Source organism: Tolypothrix sp. PCC 7601, from assembly GCF_025677855.1.
In the GTDB taxonomy this organism is placed as follows: domain Bacteria; phylum Cyanobacteriota; class Cyanobacteriia; order Cyanobacteriales; family Nostocaceae; genus Aulosira; species Aulosira diplosiphon.
Genome location: NZ_CP064879.1, coordinates 8,193,208 through 8,210,599, shown reverse-complemented (window position 1 = coordinate 8,210,599; position 17,392 = coordinate 8,193,208). Strand labels below are relative to the sequence as shown.

At 39.6% G+C, this 17,392-nt stretch carries 10 protein-coding genes; 1 reads left to right on the top strand and 9 read right to left on the bottom strand.

Annotation, left to right across the window (positions count from 1 at the left end; translation table 11 throughout):
• Positions 1-89: 89 nt before the first annotated feature.
• The 8 genes from dpdJ to HG267_RS33205 form a co-directional block, all read right to left on the bottom strand.
• Positions 90-4,634, bottom strand: coding sequence for a protein DpdJ (dpdJ, locus tag HG267_RS33240; protein WP_045871521.1), 4,545 nt, complete (start codon positions 4,632-4,634; stop codon positions 90-92).
• Positions 4,635-4,657: 23 nt separating this feature from the next.
• A complete protein-coding gene (locus tag HG267_RS33235; RefSeq protein ID WP_045871520.1) occupies positions 4,658-5,362 on the bottom strand; it encodes a hypothetical protein in 705 nt (234 codons plus the stop codon).
• Positions 5,353-8,448 carry a protein DpdH gene (dpdH, locus tag HG267_RS33230; RefSeq protein WP_045871519.1) on the bottom strand — a complete coding sequence of 1,032 codons (3,096 nt, stop codon included), beginning with the start codon at positions 8,446-8,448 and terminating at the stop codon, positions 5,353-5,355. The genes HG267_RS33235 and dpdH overlap by 10 nt, the downstream gene beginning before the upstream one ends.
• Positions 8,445-9,065: a protein DpdG gene (gene dpdG, locus HG267_RS33225; RefSeq protein WP_155539354.1), complete on the bottom strand. Its 621-nt coding sequence runs from the start codon at positions 9,063-9,065 to the stop codon at positions 8,445-8,447. The genes dpdH and dpdG overlap by 4 nt, the downstream gene beginning before the upstream one ends.
• Positions 9,049-10,749, bottom strand: coding sequence for a protein DpdF (gene dpdF, locus HG267_RS33220; RefSeq protein WP_096621725.1), 1,701 nt, complete (start codon positions 10,747-10,749; stop codon positions 9,049-9,051). Before dpdF ends, dpdG begins: the two co-directional genes overlap by 17 nt.
• Positions 10,746-13,544 (bottom strand): protein DpdE, encoded by a 2,799-nt coding sequence (gene dpdE, locus HG267_RS33215; protein WP_228045408.1) that lies wholly within the window; start codon positions 13,542-13,544, stop codon positions 10,746-10,748. The genes dpdF and dpdE overlap by 4 nt, the downstream gene beginning before the upstream one ends.
• 3 nt (positions 13,545-13,547) lie before the next feature.
• Positions 13,548-13,778, bottom strand: a complete 231-nt coding sequence (locus HG267_RS33210) for a hypothetical protein (protein WP_045871517.1) — start codon at positions 13,776-13,778, stop codon at positions 13,548-13,550.
• Between the two features lie 121 nt (positions 13,779-13,899).
• A complete protein-coding gene (locus tag HG267_RS33205; protein ID WP_045871516.1) occupies positions 13,900-14,460 on the bottom strand; it encodes a hypothetical protein in 561 nt (186 codons plus the stop codon).
• Positions 14,461-14,573: 113 nt separating this feature from the next.
• On the opposite strand from HG267_RS33205, the gene HG267_RS33200 reads away from it, so the two are divergent.
• Positions 14,574-15,458, top strand: a complete 885-nt coding sequence (locus tag HG267_RS33200) for a hypothetical protein (RefSeq protein WP_045871515.1) — start codon at positions 14,574-14,576, stop codon at positions 15,456-15,458.
• On the opposite strand, the gene dpdA is transcribed toward HG267_RS33200, so the two are convergent.
• A complete protein-coding gene (dpdA, locus tag HG267_RS33195; protein WP_096621729.1) occupies positions 15,410-17,227 on the bottom strand; it encodes a tRNA-guanine transglycosylase DpdA in 1,818 nt (605 codons plus the stop codon). The two genes, HG267_RS33200 and dpdA, sit on opposite strands and share 49 nt — an antisense overlap.
• Positions 17,228-17,392: the final 165 nt, after the last annotated feature.

Sequence of the window (17,392 nt, the reverse complement as noted above, 5' to 3'; positions counted from 1 at the left end):
GTTTAAAAACTAGTTTAACTTTTAAACACTTGTTTTAAACATACCCCAAAACAAGATGTTTTTAACTTTTTGTTTAAAAACTGTTAATTTTACTGCACCGTTTCTCGCACCCGTAGCCTAACCCCAAACCCCTGCGGATACCTCTGCACCGCCTCAACCAAAGGGTAAACCTGCAAAAACCCAAGTTCCATAGGTTCAACAGCCAAACTCAAAATTGCTAACTTCAAATTTTCTCTCGCATCAGGAGGCGCTATGAGCGAAACCGAAGCACCTTGCTTAAACGCATCCTCTACCTGTTCCCGCCAGTCGGGTTCATCCAGCCAAACTGTGTGATCGCCCACTTGCAAAACATCCAGTAAAATTTCTCTATCTGCGTCGGGAATCACAGCAAAGGGATTATAGGAAGATAAAGTACGCGATCGCACTATATTTCCCCTTGCCCACAACAGCCCATAAATCACTTGAAACCGCCAATAGGGATTAGGCTGCACTAAACCAAGATGCAACAACGCCCGATCCAATTGGTCATAGTTGCTAGCGACATGGGCAAACACCCTGGCATCAATTTCAATACCTAAACGCGCTTCCTCCTGATGCCACAAACGAATCAAATCCAGCAGCAGTTTATCGGTTTCTGGGGTACTTCCAGGACGCAAAACCCTTGCGTTAATTGCAGTCATCACCGGATGCATTACCAAAATCCCTTCAGAGGACAGGACTTTGCGGAGGAGATCGCTAGCTTGTTTTAATTCACCATATCCTGCGGCGAACCGCACATCTGCCATTGCATCGGTAACATCTGCGCTAGTTTGGGTTAACTCCAGTAACCGCGTCAGTTCCGAGTCCACAATCTCAAAATCCGTAGGTGACAATGCACTCCCCGCCAAGCGGAAAAAATTCGCCGGGTCAGCAGCATAACGCCGCAAGATTTCCTCAATCACCCCGCCGCCACCAATCGTAGATTCAGTTATCCAAATTTCTTCTAGTCCCTCAGAAATAGCAGGTGCATCTGGTGGACGAGGGCCAGGATCGATATCTAAAATCAGGTCGCCCAAATCAAAATGAGGACACAATTGTCCGCAAGCATCCAGTAATGCCCCTCCCAAGGTCGCTCTAAAACGTAACGCTGCCCAAGAATGCCACTCCTCATCAGGTTCTGACCAAAGAATCGGTGCCAGGTCATTTAATATAGTTTGGATGATATCTGCGTTGCCAAGTGCTAGCAATCTATCATGTACCCTCTGCCGTCCCTGAATTTGTTCCGGTGCAGATTCCCCTTCTTCCAGTAAGGTTTCCTCAACATTCAATGTTTGGAAGATATTGTCCAGAACCCTTGCCATTTCTTGACCTATATTTTCACCCAAAAGCACTTCAAAAGCTTCAGATAAGGAGATTTGGGCTGTTAAGGCGCGGTCGGTAAGCATCGATATATATATTTGATAAAGCCATTCCCGTTGAAAGACATTTGTTAACTCACACAATCTGTCATCTGTCAATACCCGATATCGGAAATATGCCGTGCGAAACGCCCGAATCTTCGCTTGATTGGCATCCCTGGAACTTATACTAAAATTAGGCGGAATCCGAAAGCGAAATACTAGACCGTCAACAGATTGGGCAAATCCCACAGCCGTCGGACTACCATCCTGTCTCTGGGTGAAGCGAATTGTTGTATCAAGTTCCTGGCCATTGTCGAAGCGGATGTTTGCATGGGATGCGATCGCAAACCGCCGCACTTGCAGAGGCGATTGTTGAGTGTGAGTAAAGCAACAAACTTCTGTGATAATTTTGCACCAGGGGGAACCTTGAGGCAGTTCGAGTTTTATTCCCAAGTCGGGTGGTATAATTTGACTGCGCCATTCCAATTGGGCGTTAGAGGTAATTGAGATATTAGCCGGAACTTGGGTAGGATTTATTGCCCAAGGGCGAATACAGCGAATATCTACAATTTGTCCATCTTGCCACGATTGAAAATACCCTGCTTCTTCAAACTCGGCACAATAATCTTCTACGGGTAATTCTTGTTCTCTTTGTTGCAAATCTGACGGAGCAATCCAGTGGGTTGCATAAATATGCTGCACCCCGAAACGGCGCGTCGCCCTTCCTGGTGTAAAGGTTTTCAGGGCTTGGACAATTGGCATAGAATTAACATCTGGCTCGCTGTTGCGCGTTTGTGCAGGTGTAGTAATAGTTACTTCTGGCAACAGCAGGTCACTAAATAAGTTCGGGGGAACAAAATCAGGTAACGGGTCACGGGTTTGATAGTCTTGGTCTGATTCATCTGGGTGAATCGGAAGGCGCTTCCAACCAGACTCTAAACGCCGTAGCAAAGTAGGAAGCACCGACATCATTAATGACCTGGGCGGTTCCCAAAGAATTGCTTCAACTTCATCTTTGGTCAGGTGTAGTGCTGATTGTAGATACGTCTCTAAGTTACGTTGTCCTGCTTCTGTTTCGAGAATATTTTTGATTAGTTCTATTTCTAGTCGCTGACGGTTAATTAAGTAGAAATCGGTACTAGCAAAGTCTCTCCAGACACTACCTCTAGTTGCAGCTAATTGCTGTCCAACCCAATCCATAAAGGCGAAAACTGCCTGAATGCGAATAACATAGCGGTTGGCGATGGGAAGCGATCGCTTTTCTAAAACTGGGTTAAACAGCATATCGTAGCCTTGATAGGCGATTCTGTCCCGTCCGTAGTCAGACAGCACCACCACTGTCCAAGGTCGCATACTTCTGCGTCGTCCCGCCCGTCCTTTCCTTTGCAGGAAAGATGCCATATCTCGCGGTGCTTTGTGCTGGATAACACCTCCAACTTCTGGGTCGTTAAATCCCACTTCCAGAGATGCAGTAGCAACAATTACATCTGCATTTGGGGTAACTCCGGTATCTTGGGAACTAGTGCGCCCAATACTTAAAGGCAGTTCCAAGCCATGACCAATTTCTTCGCATAACAGCCAGGATTGTGCGGCAATCAGCCTTTCTCTACCATTAGCAGCACCATGCGATCGCAATGCTGCTAATGGCTGTCGTCCACGCAAAGGACGACCCCAACTGTCTCGACCTTCGGCATCTAAAAGGTTGTGGAATAAACGATTGGTAACATCTAAGTCATCAGTGAAGGCAAAAACACGGGAACCATAGAAACCTTTGCTAGGGGGGTCTTCAGATGGGTCGAGTACACGCCGCAGCAGCATCGCCGTTTGGATGCTTGTAGATAAAAGACTTGTCCCTGATACTGGGTCGCCCCTGAGAACCAATTGATACTCCATCCCCTCTCTGCGAGACGCTACGCGAACAGCAATTTGGTCTTCACCAGGAGAAATTTCTTCCACTGAACCAGGGTTTAAACCTGTAAGTTGACTGAAAAATTCTGCTGCACTTTCTAGAGTTGCCGAAAGTCCAGTAAATTGAACTTTCTTGTTAATGATTCTCTGCCAACGCCGCAGCAGGTAAGCAACTTGTGCGCCGTGGATACCTGTATAAGTATGCACTTCATCCAACAAAACTAGCTGAGGCTTTTTCACGGCCGCGATGCCAAATACATGACTGTAACGGGAGTCTCCCATAGACCGATTTAGCATTTCTGTGCTGGTAAAAACCAGGTCTGGGGGATTCTTCGCCATGCGATCGCGTGTCAAAATTACTTCGTCTTCTTGGATAACAGCACCGCAGGATGGGTTGAGACAAGAAAGCTTTTCTCTACCAGCTTCTACATCAGCCCGTCGCCAAGATAGCGCACCTTCACATCTGGGACACCGCAGGTAAGGACAAGTAAACCCACCACTTTCAGGTTCCCATTTATCCTGTACCCGATCCAAAGTTGCGCTTCTGGGAGTTAAGCCAAAAAATGCACCAATAAGAATTTTACGCTTACCTTCTGCTTTGAGGACAGCATCGAGACGACGTGCTTCTTGATAGGTTTCAGAAAATTGGTCTTTGAGAAGTTCGTTACGGGGATAAATTGCCAGTCCTTTACACCAATACTCATCCTTTTTCAACAAACTTGCAATATGTGCCAGTGCTGGTAAGTAAAAAGATAAAGTCTTTCCGGTTCCTGTCCCAGCACAGACAATCATCCCACGACTTTTTGTGCTGTTTAAATCCTGCAACATCCGCCTTGTAGCGCGTAGCTGGAAGTCTGCAAGTTGAACTTCACCGCGATCGTGAGAAAGCAGTATCGCTGTAACGGCTTTTTGCTGTATGGGAGTTAGCAGTTTGTCTGCTGCCAACTGCTCAATTACTGCTTCTGGCGTAATATACCTGTTAGGATAAATTCTCGGACGGATTTGTAAGCGATAATCAGCAACTAGGGTAGGAGATGTTTGCCAATTATTATTCGGGAACAGTTGGCGAAGACGGGCAAATAATCTCACTGCTTCCGCCATCCGGGTGCGGAAAAGGCGATCGCCTCTAAGATTCAATTCAAACAACAATTTCCGTTCAAGGATTTGGTCTAAAAAAGCCCAAACATCCTCATCAATTTCGCAAGTATTTAGAAAATCTTCCGCAAGTTCTACAATTTCATTTTCAGAAAATCCACCATCAACGATTCCCCACGTCAAAAGTTGGACTTCTTGGCGTTCCAAATTATCTAAAAACTCTCTAATTATTTTATCCCAATTAGTAGTCACCCTTACTCTGCCCCTACCTTCTCTTAAATCAAGCGAATTTTTAAAGAATCAGAAATGCCATGTTGATTAATCCAATCTTGAACTTCTGGAGTTAAAAGATTTAAAGATGCTCCTTGATTGGCTGCTGCTCGCAGGAAATGCAATACCGCTTCCGGGACTTCATCAGAACTGAGAGTATTCCAATAATATTTTAATTGTTCAATTTTACGTTCATATATCGCAAATTCAGCATTATTTTTGGGATAAGTAACGTTTTTTATTTCTCCATCTATAATCTGAATTTGCAGAACTGTATGTTTAAAAGCTTCTACTTTAGCTAGTAAATTGAGTATTTCATTCTTAGTGCTAGGCATTTGTTGGTCGCGGTAGCTTTTCCATGCTTCGCTCAGTTGCTGTTCTAGCGTAGTTTTTAGACTATCTATATTTGACTTTAAAAAGCTACCTTTAAAATTTTTATTATCAAGAATCCAATCAGAATTTTTTTGTAAATTATCCTCAGCATTGAGAATGAAATTTAATACTGACTCTGCTTTATGAGTTAAATCAATATTGTTAATACCCCTTTGGCGAAAAGCTTTTAATGCTTCCACAAGTGGCTGAATGGTTACAACAGCATCAGTTATTTGCTTTTGCCTAGTTTGAATAATTTGAAGATTAGCTGCAAAATTTTGCAGAGATTTTTTACGTTGAGATAACTCTATTAGTTCCTGTGATTTTTCTAAGAGCATTTTGTATCCCCCTTAATTTCATTCATTAAATTCCGTAAGTTGGCTAACCCCTCACAAATTTCTTGAAAACTTGATTCTACTGTTGCACCTTCAGATTTTTCTAATTCTGCAATACGACTTTTTGCTTCAAGAATCGAAGCATCTAGAAAATTATTAGTGTTATCGAGGAATTCTTGAGAGTCTATAATTACCTTACTTAATTTTTGATAGTCTTTACTTAGATACTGGAGTATTTTACCTGAGTTACTTTCGGAATCATTTTTCTCTATCTGTGCCTGCTTACTTATTTCTAAATATTTGGAAATTGCAGTACCATTTCTGAATTGATTTAAAATTTGTATCATTTCATCATAGCTTTTTCTACCACGGAATACAGCTGCATCTTGCGCGTTTTCTAAAGCTGAATTGATAGCTTTAATCACGTCATTTTTTTTAACATCCTCTCCCAAGTCTGAGATGAAATCCTGGTACTTATTTAAATTTCGTTCGTACTCTTCTTGGATAGCTTTCTCTAAGAATTCATCGACTTGTTGACGTACCTTTTGCAACTCTGGAAACTTATCGCTGACATCTTCAGGAATTTGCTGTTGAGGCTGCCAAGTTTTACGTACTTTTTCTAAAGGCTCAATAATTTGAATTGCATCAATAATTTGAAATGTTGAATTACTACCTTTTGTACAAGCAATTCGACTTTTAACAATATCTAATAATGCTTCTCGGTTTCTCTTGAGAGTAAAAGTATCAAACAGCTTTTTCCAACTAGATGCACGAGTCGTATCATCGTTTTTATCTAAGTCGATAAACAAAGAATTAATCAAATTTTCGAGCGTATTAGTAGGATACCCTGCCATTGTGGCACTAATCGCTAACAATTCCACCGCAGCAGGTACAGGGTTCCAAGGTTCACCAGACTCGCGGGGATAAAGGCGAATTTTTTCGATGACGTACTGACTCCAGCGTTCTAGATACTTGGCGTACATACGAAAATAGCGATCGCCATTTTCAAACTTCCAGTTACCGAATTTATTGTACTTTAATATACCTTGAATTACGTATACAGTTTCTGTAAATTCCTTATCATCATCTGGGTTAAGAGGCAGCGATACAATAATTCCAGAATAACGTGTTCTCTTAAGTTTCTTTGGGTTATGGAAAATGAGATTTTCTTGCTTAAGTAACTTACCACCACTACCGATGAAACTACCCTTCAGCAGCATTTCCGTATCCCATTCGATTTTTTCGATAATAGCGGGGAAAAGTAACTGACGAATATGTTGTGCAAGCGTATCTGAGAGTTGTCCTTGATTATTCCAACTGTTGAGTTCTTCCAGCTTTTCTTGTAGCGAAGTATCAATCTGATAATCCCCTGAAGGTTCTACAACCCTTGGTGGTACTCGACGATTTTCGGGTATAACCGGCGGAATTTCTTTCGGTTTAGTCTTGACATCAAGCAGAGGTAAATTAAAAGCAGTATGAACTTCTGGAGATAAATTACAAAGTTCATTACTATCATCCCACAGGTCTAAAAATACCTCGCGGCGCTTTGAGTTTTGTGGATCTTTGGATTGAATATCTAACTTTACAGTAGTACTTAATTTCATGTTACCAAAGTATTTTCCTAAAGTAACTGAAGGGAAAGTTCCATTTTTAATATCATCAATAGAATTTTCTAGAGTGTGTTTCAAAACATCTCTGATTAATATTCGGGGATTAAATTCACCTGGATTTACTCTACTAAACATCTGTACCAACGCTTTAGAATTGAAAGGATAAAGACCCATTCCCTGAACATGACCAAATCCTGTATGACAAGCTTGGGAATGTTCGCATTCGCTACAAGCACTTAGTAGTTCATCTCTATTTTGAGAATTTGCCCAATTTTCAATTTCCCTTTCTTCTAAACGAACAGCATTCAAATATCTCGCAACAAATACCTGAATATCATTCTGAGTAATTAAAGATTGTTCACCAATTGTATCAATATTAAGATTGACGCTGAAAGTAACGCGCTGTTGCACTGTATCAATCAAGTTTTTAAAGTAACCTGTAGTACAAGCTAAAGCTGTACGCATAGCACATAATGGCTTATTGTCACCTTGCTGTGGTTTTGCTAAAACGGCTTCGAGAACTTCTCTATCAATACCTTGCAATTTAGCAAAATCTTCAATTAAAAGTACTAATTCAATATTTTTTTCTGCCAATGTCTCACGAACTTCGCGCATTAATTGTTGCAAGTCTTCTCGACCAAAATTCAAAACTTGGGTGATAGCTTCATCTAAATGAGAGTTTAACCAAGTCACAGTTTGCTTCTGGATATCCTCATTACCTGTTAAGAACCAATAAAATTCTTTAGCCTTTTCTCCAGCTTTTTTAACATCTTGAAAATTAAGAGGTAAATCCTCAACAGAAAACTCCCGACGTTCGTTAATATCTTCAATAGTATATTGATATCCAAGTGTATGAATCACCAAGCGATGAATAATTTTTCCATCTCTTAATAAATGTTCTCGAAAGAAATCATCATATAGTAAAGCAGGTAATTTTTCGATTAGATGTTCCTGGGTTTCTTCATCAGCAAGTTTAGCCCGTGTATGTTGTCCGTTAACGCCAACTTGAAAAGCTAAATTATTTAATAATTGTTCTCTTGCACCTTTATCTGTAAAAGTACGACTCGATTGATTTAAACGTTTACGGTACTCATCTAATTTATCTACCTCAAATTCCGCAACATTTAAAATTTTTTCAATGATATCTTTTAAATTTGTCCCAATTCTGGGAATTAGCAGTACCTTTCGTTTATCAGTTGATTTTATATTAGCTTGCAACCAACGAATCAGGTGAGATTTTCCAGTACCTGATTCACCTAAAACGGGTACAAAAGCAAAATCTTTTTCAGCTAAAAAATCATGAAGAAACTGCGATTCATTGTATTCGCTCTTCGATAATGCCTTTATAGAGTCCTGGCGATACATTGCAATCGGATGATGTGTAGCCAAAAACAAATGATTTGCAGTTTGGGTTGCTTCTACATTCATCACCTGACGAATCATATCCAGCTTCCAACAGATGAATTTTTCAAAAGTCATGATTTGTATCCTTTCCAAATAATATGAGAAATTCGCCCATTATTATCAACTTGGTTATTAGCTTTTGGTAAAATCATAAAGGATGAATCAGATTGTCTCTCAAGCTGAATATCACCCTCATCTTGAAGTCTAAATAAGGCAAAAGCTGTACTTGTAGAAAGAAAGTTAGTTTCCCGTGCGCCAATTTTGGCTTCTACTTCTTCTCTAAACTTCCCAGTTTCAAATAAAGGACATTGTTTTGCTAATCTACTAATAAAATCTTGGATTGTAATTTCTTGTTCTTCATTAAACAAATGTTTGAGATTTCTTTTAATATAAGCAGTTGGATCTGGAACTGTTACAGGTTTTCCTCCTAAAGTATGACCCCATGCAAAACCTAGGTAGCGCATCCAGTCATCCATTTGAACAAAGAGACGACTGCTTGACATTTTCAAAAAATTGCCTACTTTTTGTTCGCTAACTCGCTTTTCCACTTCTTCCCAAGTCCCTGGTGCATCATAAATATCCTGTGCTAAATACCAAGCACAAACTCGACCAAAGTCTTCTTCATCTTCGTTATCAGTTGCAAAAAATAGATAAGTGAACGTATCAGGTAATAGCCTATTCTGCTGAGTCAATTTCAATTAGATTTGCTCGGTTAATCAGCGTCAAAGTGCGGATATTCCAAGCCCTATTTTTGTCACTTTGCATATCAATATCTTTTTCTAGCAAAGACGGAGGATTATCAATAGGTACGCGATATCTGCCGTTTTTTAAAGCTTCTTTTTTTGCAAACATACTTTGCCAACGCTGCAATCCTCTCTCGATAGTAATTGTCGATTTTTCGTTTAAACCATGAGCAATGTTGAAGTCTTCCGTTGTATATAATGTGAGCGATAATGATGCTTTACCGTCTCTTCCTCCGCGTCCAACTTCTTGATAGAAACGGTCAATAGTTTCGGGAATACAAACGTGAATTACTGCTCTGACATCTGCTTGGTCTATACCTAATCCAAAAGCAGAAGTAGCAACAACTATATCAATCTTTCCTGCACGCAATTTTTCAATAAGTTGTAACCTTTGTTGAGAGGTAGATTTACCTGTCATTATGTCAGTTCTGTTAAACCCAGCGCGGGTTAATTCTCGTCTCCAATCCTCGACATCTTTAACTTTAGTACCGTAAATAATTAACGGGCGAGGAAGATGAGAAACTGCCTCAAGTAGTCTTTGTTTTCTAACTTCTTCATTCTCACATCGCTGAAACCAATAAGCAGGCTCTGGTCGCAACTGTACGGCAGATATAACTTGTAAATCTTGACCAAATAATGTTTCCAGGGTGTCTAAACAGGATTCTGTTAATGTTGCTGTTAGCAATAAAGTATTAAAAGAGCTAAGACGCAATAAATCTCTTCGCAAACCAGGAATTTCTTGAAATGCGGGACGAAAATCATCTCCCCATTGCTCTACCATGTGCGCTTCATCGATAATAAAATACCTTAATATTCCCCGCTTGGCTGCTTCATACAGAGCAGGTGCCAGAGAATCCATTAAACTTTCAGGAGAGGTAAAAATTATTCTTTGAGTTCCGGCGCGAATGCGATCGCGTATCCCTTCTCTTCTTTCTTTACCCTCCACAGTATCATCGCTATAATACGCTGTGGCATGGTGTACAAAAGATTTCAATGCCCGTTCTTGGTCAATAGCTAACGCAGTAGTCGGGACAACTACCACGCTGACACCATTATTGTTTCTGGAGTTCAGCAATGCAGGTAGTTGAGCGCAAAGGCTTTTTCCCGCACCCGTAGGTAAGTTAATAATTAAAGTTGAATTATCAGGAGCAGTCAAAACTGCACGAATTGCTTCGCGCTGTCCGATACTGCGATATGTGTTTAAATCTACGAGTTGCAAAAACGGGTCGCCTGCAACTGGTTTATAATTCCGTCGAGGTTTTTCATCAAGTAAGGGAGTATCCGGGGGGTATTGGTCAGCAAGGTCAAGCCATTCCGGTTGCCAAGGACGGGCGCTGATGAGATAGTATTCTTCTTCTTCACCATATACGGTTATGCTAGCCTGCTCCCAAATAGTGCTATCGAGAAAAGGCGGTTTTCGAGGTATTTGGAGATAAGTTGGAGAACTTCCACCCTGTTTTGCATCCTCGCGTCGCAACACATGACGCACTAGGCTAACAATATCCCCAGACCCAGGCGAGTTTTGCAGCGCATCCAATAAGCGCCGATGACAAGGTTCTGAAACATTACTAATATCTTCAGAAATTTTACCTGTTTTGAGAATTTCCCGAAGTGCTGAGAATGAATCATTCATAAATCATCCTCCTGGGATTGCACTGGAGTTCGCCCAGAAACGATAATAAAGCCAACAGAATCTAGGCGAATGCTAGGATGGCGAATTCCTTCGATAATTATTTGATTTAATGCTATTTCGTGATTGAGTTCTTGCTCCAGTACCAAGTCGGAAATTCGCTCTTGGTTCATAAGTCTGTTGAGACGCAGGCGCAATTGCTCTAGTCTCTTACCTAATTTTTGTTCAGCACGGGTGGCGCTATCTTCACATAATGCAATAAAATCGGGACGTTGACTGAGTAATTCTAAAGACTTACTACGCGCCTGATAGCAAAATTCTGGCCAATTGCTCGCATCTATAAAGTTATCAAGAATAGATAAACGACTTTTAGCTAAGTTGTAATCTCGGCATTTACTTCCTTTGCCTTTATAAGGCCGTTTCAGGATATTTAATAGAGTCTCATCTTCAACAGCACACATTGGTTCATATCTGGCATCAATAAATACACTTTCTACAATTGGCGGAAATAACCCATCGACACGTCTTTGCAAAATTTTAGATTTTGTATTAGTTTCTTTGTAATTTGTTAAATTTGTTTCAATAACGTAATTAAATCGGAAACCATACCACTCTTCACCTTCCCCAGAATCCCAAGTTTCTGCAACTCGCCACATAGCAAAAGCTTGACCCCGATCGTCCCAATGAATATAAGATGATAGTGCGTCTACAAATTTTTCACCAATGCGATAGAGTTTCATACCAGACTGTTGATTTGCTACCCTACGGTTAAAAGTCCCAAATTCTTCTAAAACTCCTGCAAAATTGCTCCTCAAATCATTTGCTGGAATTAATGTATTTCCGGTAGGTTTATAACGCATTAGTGCCGACAAATTAGGATTAGTAATTGGCTGAAATCTCAACGCATCACAAATCCAATCTTCAGTTACTTGCTGGATTTCTTGATGACGAGCATCATAATCGTCTAAAGCTTGAAAATATTGGGTAGCGTTATCATCTAGAGCATCAATTTCATCAAGGGCATTTTGTTCGCTAATTTTTACTTGTTCTTGCTCAATTTCTTTTTGAATTACTTCTATATTTTCTAATAAACCATTTGCACCCATTTTAAAGAGAACTTCTGCTAATATAGGTAACTTTTCATCAACATAAAATTGGAGACTGGCAATAGATTGCCCAAAGATATTAAACCCTTCTTTCAATAAGCGATACCATGCATCATGGAGACTATCGGGTAAGTCTACGCCAGCAAATACTGTAAACTCAACTTTCAATAAACGACCAATCCGGTCTATCCTACCAATTCTTTGTTCTAGGCGATTTGGCGACCAAGGCAAGTCAAAACATATCATGTAGTTAGTAAATTGTAAGTTACGACCTTCTTCACCGGAGGAGTCGCAAACTAAAATAAAGCATTTGGGGTCTGTTTTAAACCTATTTAAGTTCTTCTCTACTTGAGAGCGAGTTTGTCCAGCTTGATGACTGACAACAGTCTCCTCACCAAAATGATCGCTCAAGTAACGGACAATTTCGGCGCAAGTTTGTACAAAACTGGTAAATATAACAATTTTTGCCAGACTGTCTCCCGGTATCGGTCTTTTTAGCCGTTGTTGAACCTCTGCAAGCAATTTAGGGAGGTTGAATTTCAAGGATTGTAATTTTAAAGGTTCGCAGAGTTGATAGAGAATTACTGTCTTGAGTAATTCCAGGCGATCGCCATCCTCTGACGGTTGTTCTAAAATTCGCAGCAAACTTTGCAATACCTCTGCTTCCCCAGCAAATTTAGGAGTTTCGGTCAGGGTATGAACGCTATCAGCCCCAAACTCCTGAATTACTTCCGCAGTAGATACACCGTTTAAACGTGCTTGAATTACTTGTTTTAAAATACCCAGCCAAGTACCAGAAGCACGAAATAGCAAGAGAAAAATATGGTGATATTGTTTGTCATCAGGAGCTACTTCACGCCACTCCTCAATTAGTTCGTGGATGTCAGGCGATCGCTCATCTAAATCGTATTCGGCTCTCAGTGTAATATTACGGTCAAAAATCACATCTTCTACGGAAGCACGACGATTGCGAAGCATCCTTCTATGAAGTCTGTAGGTATCGCTAATATGGGTACGAATTGCCCTGACAATTTCAACTGTATCCCCAGTCTTTGCTTGTAAACTATTTTCTAGATGGTCTGCCAATTCAAGTAAATACTCATCTTGAGCAAACAGGTTGCGGAGATTTTTGAGATTAGTTTTCAGAACGAAGGGGTTTGCACCTTCTTTAAATGACAGCAGAATTCGACCAATCTCTTGGCGTTTTACTACCCTTTCACGAAAACCTGCTAAGTCATTAAGTTGATAAGTTGTCGGATCGAGCAGATGTAGCATAGCGAGAAAATCTTGCTCGTGGTTGAGAACCGGAGTAGCCGATAATAGAAGCAGGCGATCGCTTTTATGGGCAAGATGTTTACAAGTATCAAAACGCTGGCGCACTGCTGCATAGCTAGAGGTCGCCATCGCTGCGATGTGCTGTGCTTCATCTAAAATTACCAAGCCAATATTCGCTTTTGGGTTGATTTTGTGAATATCCTCAACCGCCAGCACTTCCACCCGCTTGGGAAAGTGGGAGATGTAAAACTTATTTTCTAATTCTTGCTGCCATTGTTGAAGTAGATATTGCGGAACTAACACTACCGCATATCCAGAAGGTTCATCCAATAGGTATTGACGAAGAATCGCGCCAGCTTCGATGGTTTTTCCGAGTCCAACTTCATCCACCAGTAGATAGCAGTAAACGCCGGACAACTATTACCTAGTGTTTCCCATGCGCGATCGTGCTATCTGACGCTGTTCTAGAAGATCGTTTAGTAGCTGAGTTTGACTATCAGGGTGTTCCCAGTCTTCAATAAATCGTTTCAAAGCAACGTTTACCATATCTTGTATGCTTGGCGCAGCTTTCATGTACTCAGGATCAAGAGAAAACTTGATCTGCTGCAAAATTGCGTAGATTTCATCTGGAACTCGTACTGGTTGTGGCAAGGTTTTTGACTCTGGTGAAACTACTCTGTTATTATTCTATTAAACATATAAGCTTGTATACAAGCATTAATGAATGCACGTTATGATTTCTGTGTAGTTTAATTGCTAAAAGTTTTATGGCTTATGAGCTTTTAAGATTCCAGAGAAAATAAGATGGAGGCGCTGCTGTTTTAGCAGCGTCAAATTGAACATCTGTCCAGGGAGAAGCTGTTTGTATATTAGCAATTAGTCTAGCCCAATCAAGATTATTCGCTATTTTGATAACCCGCTCTGGTTGGTCATAAATCTCATATAAAAGTAAACTAATCTGCTTCATTTGCTGTAGTTGAAACAAAGGTGAAAAAGTATTTTCTAAATTTGTGTAATGGTTAATCCAAACTTCATGTATAAAGTCAATACCAGGAAATAAAAATAATAAATATACTGCTACTACTCCTTGATATTTGAAAATTCCTGCTTTTAATTGAATTTGCACTCTTTCACCAAGTCCCCAACTCTCTCCAGGTTTCATTTTAAATAGAAACATTGGAGAGTAATCAGTAGTTAGACGGTTATTATCTGTAACAACTGGAATAAAATAATGCTCAGAACGCTGGTCTTTTTTTACCCAGTTCCAAACTGATGTTCCAACTTCATCATTCAGCAGAAGTTCTATAAAATCGATTGGTTTCGATTCATTCATAACTCTCAATAGTTTGAAATTTTTGAATTATGGGTGTACTAACATCTTACCTTCAGCAAGAGTTTATCCGACGATCTTACCCTGGATGGGTATGTCGTCATGAGAGTGCTATATTGCCCAAGAATCTGACAAATTTATTAGGCTATGCTCCTCGTGTAGATGTTCTGCTAGAACGTCAAGATGGTTCAAGGCGGCTATGGATTGAGTTCGAGATTAGCAGAGCAGATCCGGTGGCTAACCATGCTAAATTTGCTACTGCTCACTTATTTAAGCCACAACAAGAAACTGACAGCTTTATTAGTATGGTGAGTTCTCATGTGGCTCGTGGGCGGAGGAATTTAGCAGCAAATACTATTTTATTGATGCGTCATATAGGTATGAGTGCCTTTCAAACGGTACTATTCCCACAGATAGCTAAAGAAGAAATTCAGCGTCTCAATCATTTGAACCTGAAAAGCCTAACAAACCTTGGTCTTGCAGTCGAACCTGAAATTGAACGTGCGATGTCTATTTCGGCAACCATTTTGACTGCTTTATCTCGTCGCATTCATTTCGCAGGTGACATGATGGATGTCATGCTTAACCTTCGCCAATGGAATAATGATTTAGAAACCCTTCAAGGAAAAAAATTATGGGGTAAGCGCACAATTACTTACTTTGTTTTTGATCCATACTCAAAAAGTTTTGCACCATCAAAATTCTGCGCTTACATAGCTATTCCATCTGTATTTAACCCTCATATTACTAACCTTAGTTATATGAACAGAGTAGAAATGACAGTAGAGCTTTATGTAACTCTAGATGGTACAGATAGTCGTTTTGATGGTCGTAACGCTCACAATCATCTCACTCAAAGTTTAGCTATGACTCATTGCAAATATAATGAATCTCCAGAGATAGCATTTATATTTAATGAGTGGCTTAATCATTACTCAAGTAGTATTAACGTTCACCCTAATGGTGCTGTGTTTTTATTACCACCATCATGGTTTAAATAGTCAAAATAATTACTCGTAAAACCGCTTTTGAATAAATGCTTAATTCGTGGTGACTGCTTATCTATAAAAGGAATACGCACAGCAGCATAAGCTTTACCACTTAAAGTATGATAGTTTTCTACTGCATCAAACCAAGCTTTACGTAATGGACTTGCTGAATCAAAACTGGTTATTCCCAAATGGCGGAAATAAGGAAGAGCATCAATACGCCCTACTCCAAATAAATGTAATCTGGTGTTCGGTGTTAAATGTTGATAAACTTCTTTCAAAATTTCTAAAATTTCTATAGTTGGTGTCCTGGCAACTCCCCCTATAGCAATATAGTCATATCCCATTTCAACCAGTTTTTTTACTGCATCAGCATAAGTTTGAGGATTCCAACCTTGAGCTACACCAATAGGAGTAAAATTATATCCAATTTTATGATGTTTAGATATAAACTCTTCTGCATTTCGTAAAGTTAAGTCGTAGCGCTTCTCTCTAACTCCAGGCTCGGCAAATGGCCCTACAATTAAATGGTCAATACTTACTCCATAATTAAATTGTAATTTTTCATAATAATCTAGAATTTCTACAGTATTATAAGGAGGTATTTCAAGCTTAATATATCCAAAAGCTCCGCAATCTCCCATAATTTCACCTGGGAATCTTACAAAGTTACGGATACCTCCTAATTTCTCTATATCTGCTCTTTTATTTTTTATCTTATCAACAACTACTTTTGAAACCAGAATTCCGTCATAATTAGGCTCTGAATATATCTCATGAGCATATATATCATCTTTATATGCACTCCGATTTTTAGTAGCTTCATCTAGTAAAAAGTTATATCCATTATCTACCTTATCATCCCATTCGGGAATGAAATATTTCATTATCAAATGCGTATTAATTGCTCTCGGTAACTTCAAAAACTCATCTAAGTTTGCTATTGTTTTTTTTTGTTTTTGAGATTTCTTATTAATATTTGTTTTTTTTGATGTAGTCGAAGTAATTTCTAAAGGAAGTTCTAACTGTTGAGGTTGATTATTTAGGACTTTCTCTAAAATTTTGGGGTTGTTATATAGCTCTGATAATAAGTTAGGTTCTCGTCTACTTTCACTAGCAATTAACTTAAGTAATTGTCCTTTTAGTCCAACTAAAGCACAGCCAAATCGTGATGCATCTGCATTAGAAAACGTTAACAATTCAAAATTGGTATCTTCTAAAAATACAAGGTTTCTACTTTTATTAGAAGCTAAAATAATAAAAGTCTGTTTGGGATGAGTTTCAACTGGTAAGTTTAAAGCCCTTAGATATTTATCTCCTAATAAGACAAATACTAAATCATACCCAATAACTGTTTCCTGAAAATCTTTATGTATTCCGATAAAATTCGCCCACGAAGAAATTTCATCACTTTTCATTGAGTTGAAAGTAACGGAATAGGGGACAATAACTTTGTCTTCAGGGATTAGTCCATAACCTGCTGAGATGATTTTTACATCTACCACTTCTTTTCCAAAGCGCGATCTCAGGATATCCACCCCCTCCATTAGCCGTAGATGTTGCAGCCCTGTGTACATCTGACAGGCTGAACAAGAGAATTCTGAAAGTGATTGTGTGCGTTCTCTTAATCTCTTTGTGTCTTTAAAATCTTCTATTGTTAGCTGATTTGTTGGGTTATGAAGCTTTTTCCCAGTACAAGAAGTAATAATTAGTGTGCGAAGGCGTGAAATTGTGCTAGTTGAAACCAAGGTTTTTGTTAAGGGTGATTTAGTTATCTTCATACTCTACCTAAGAATTAGGAGTTTCTGACACTGCAACCTTTAGCTGCATATCAGACTTTACAAGCCACGACAAATACAGCCTCATGTAATTGAATTTTCTTAATCTTTCAAGGTGCTTCTTTGGGATAGGCGATGTCTGCAACAAGCCGCTAAAAGCGTCTACGC

What these genes read in the sequence shown, in the direction of transcription:
- HG267_RS33235 (WP_045871520.1), bottom strand. Translation starts at nt 5,362, where the DNA reads ATGCTCTTAGAAAAATCACAGGAACTAATAGAGTTATCTCAACGTAAA.
- dpdH (WP_045871519.1), bottom strand. Translation starts at nt 8,448, where the DNA reads ATGACTTTTGAAAAATTCATCTGTTGGAAGCTGGATATGATTCGTCAG.
- dpdF (WP_096621725.1), bottom strand. Translation starts at nt 10,749, where the DNA reads ATGAATGATTCATTCTCAGCACTTCGGGAAATTCTCAAAACAGGTAAA.
- HG267_RS33205 (WP_045871516.1), bottom strand. Translation starts at nt 14,460, where the DNA reads ATGAATGAATCGAAACCAATCGATTTTATAGAACTTCTGCTGAATGAT.
- dpdA (WP_096621729.1), bottom strand. Translation starts at nt 17,227, where the DNA reads ATGAAGATAACTAAATCACCCTTAACAAAAACCTTGGTTTCAACTAGC.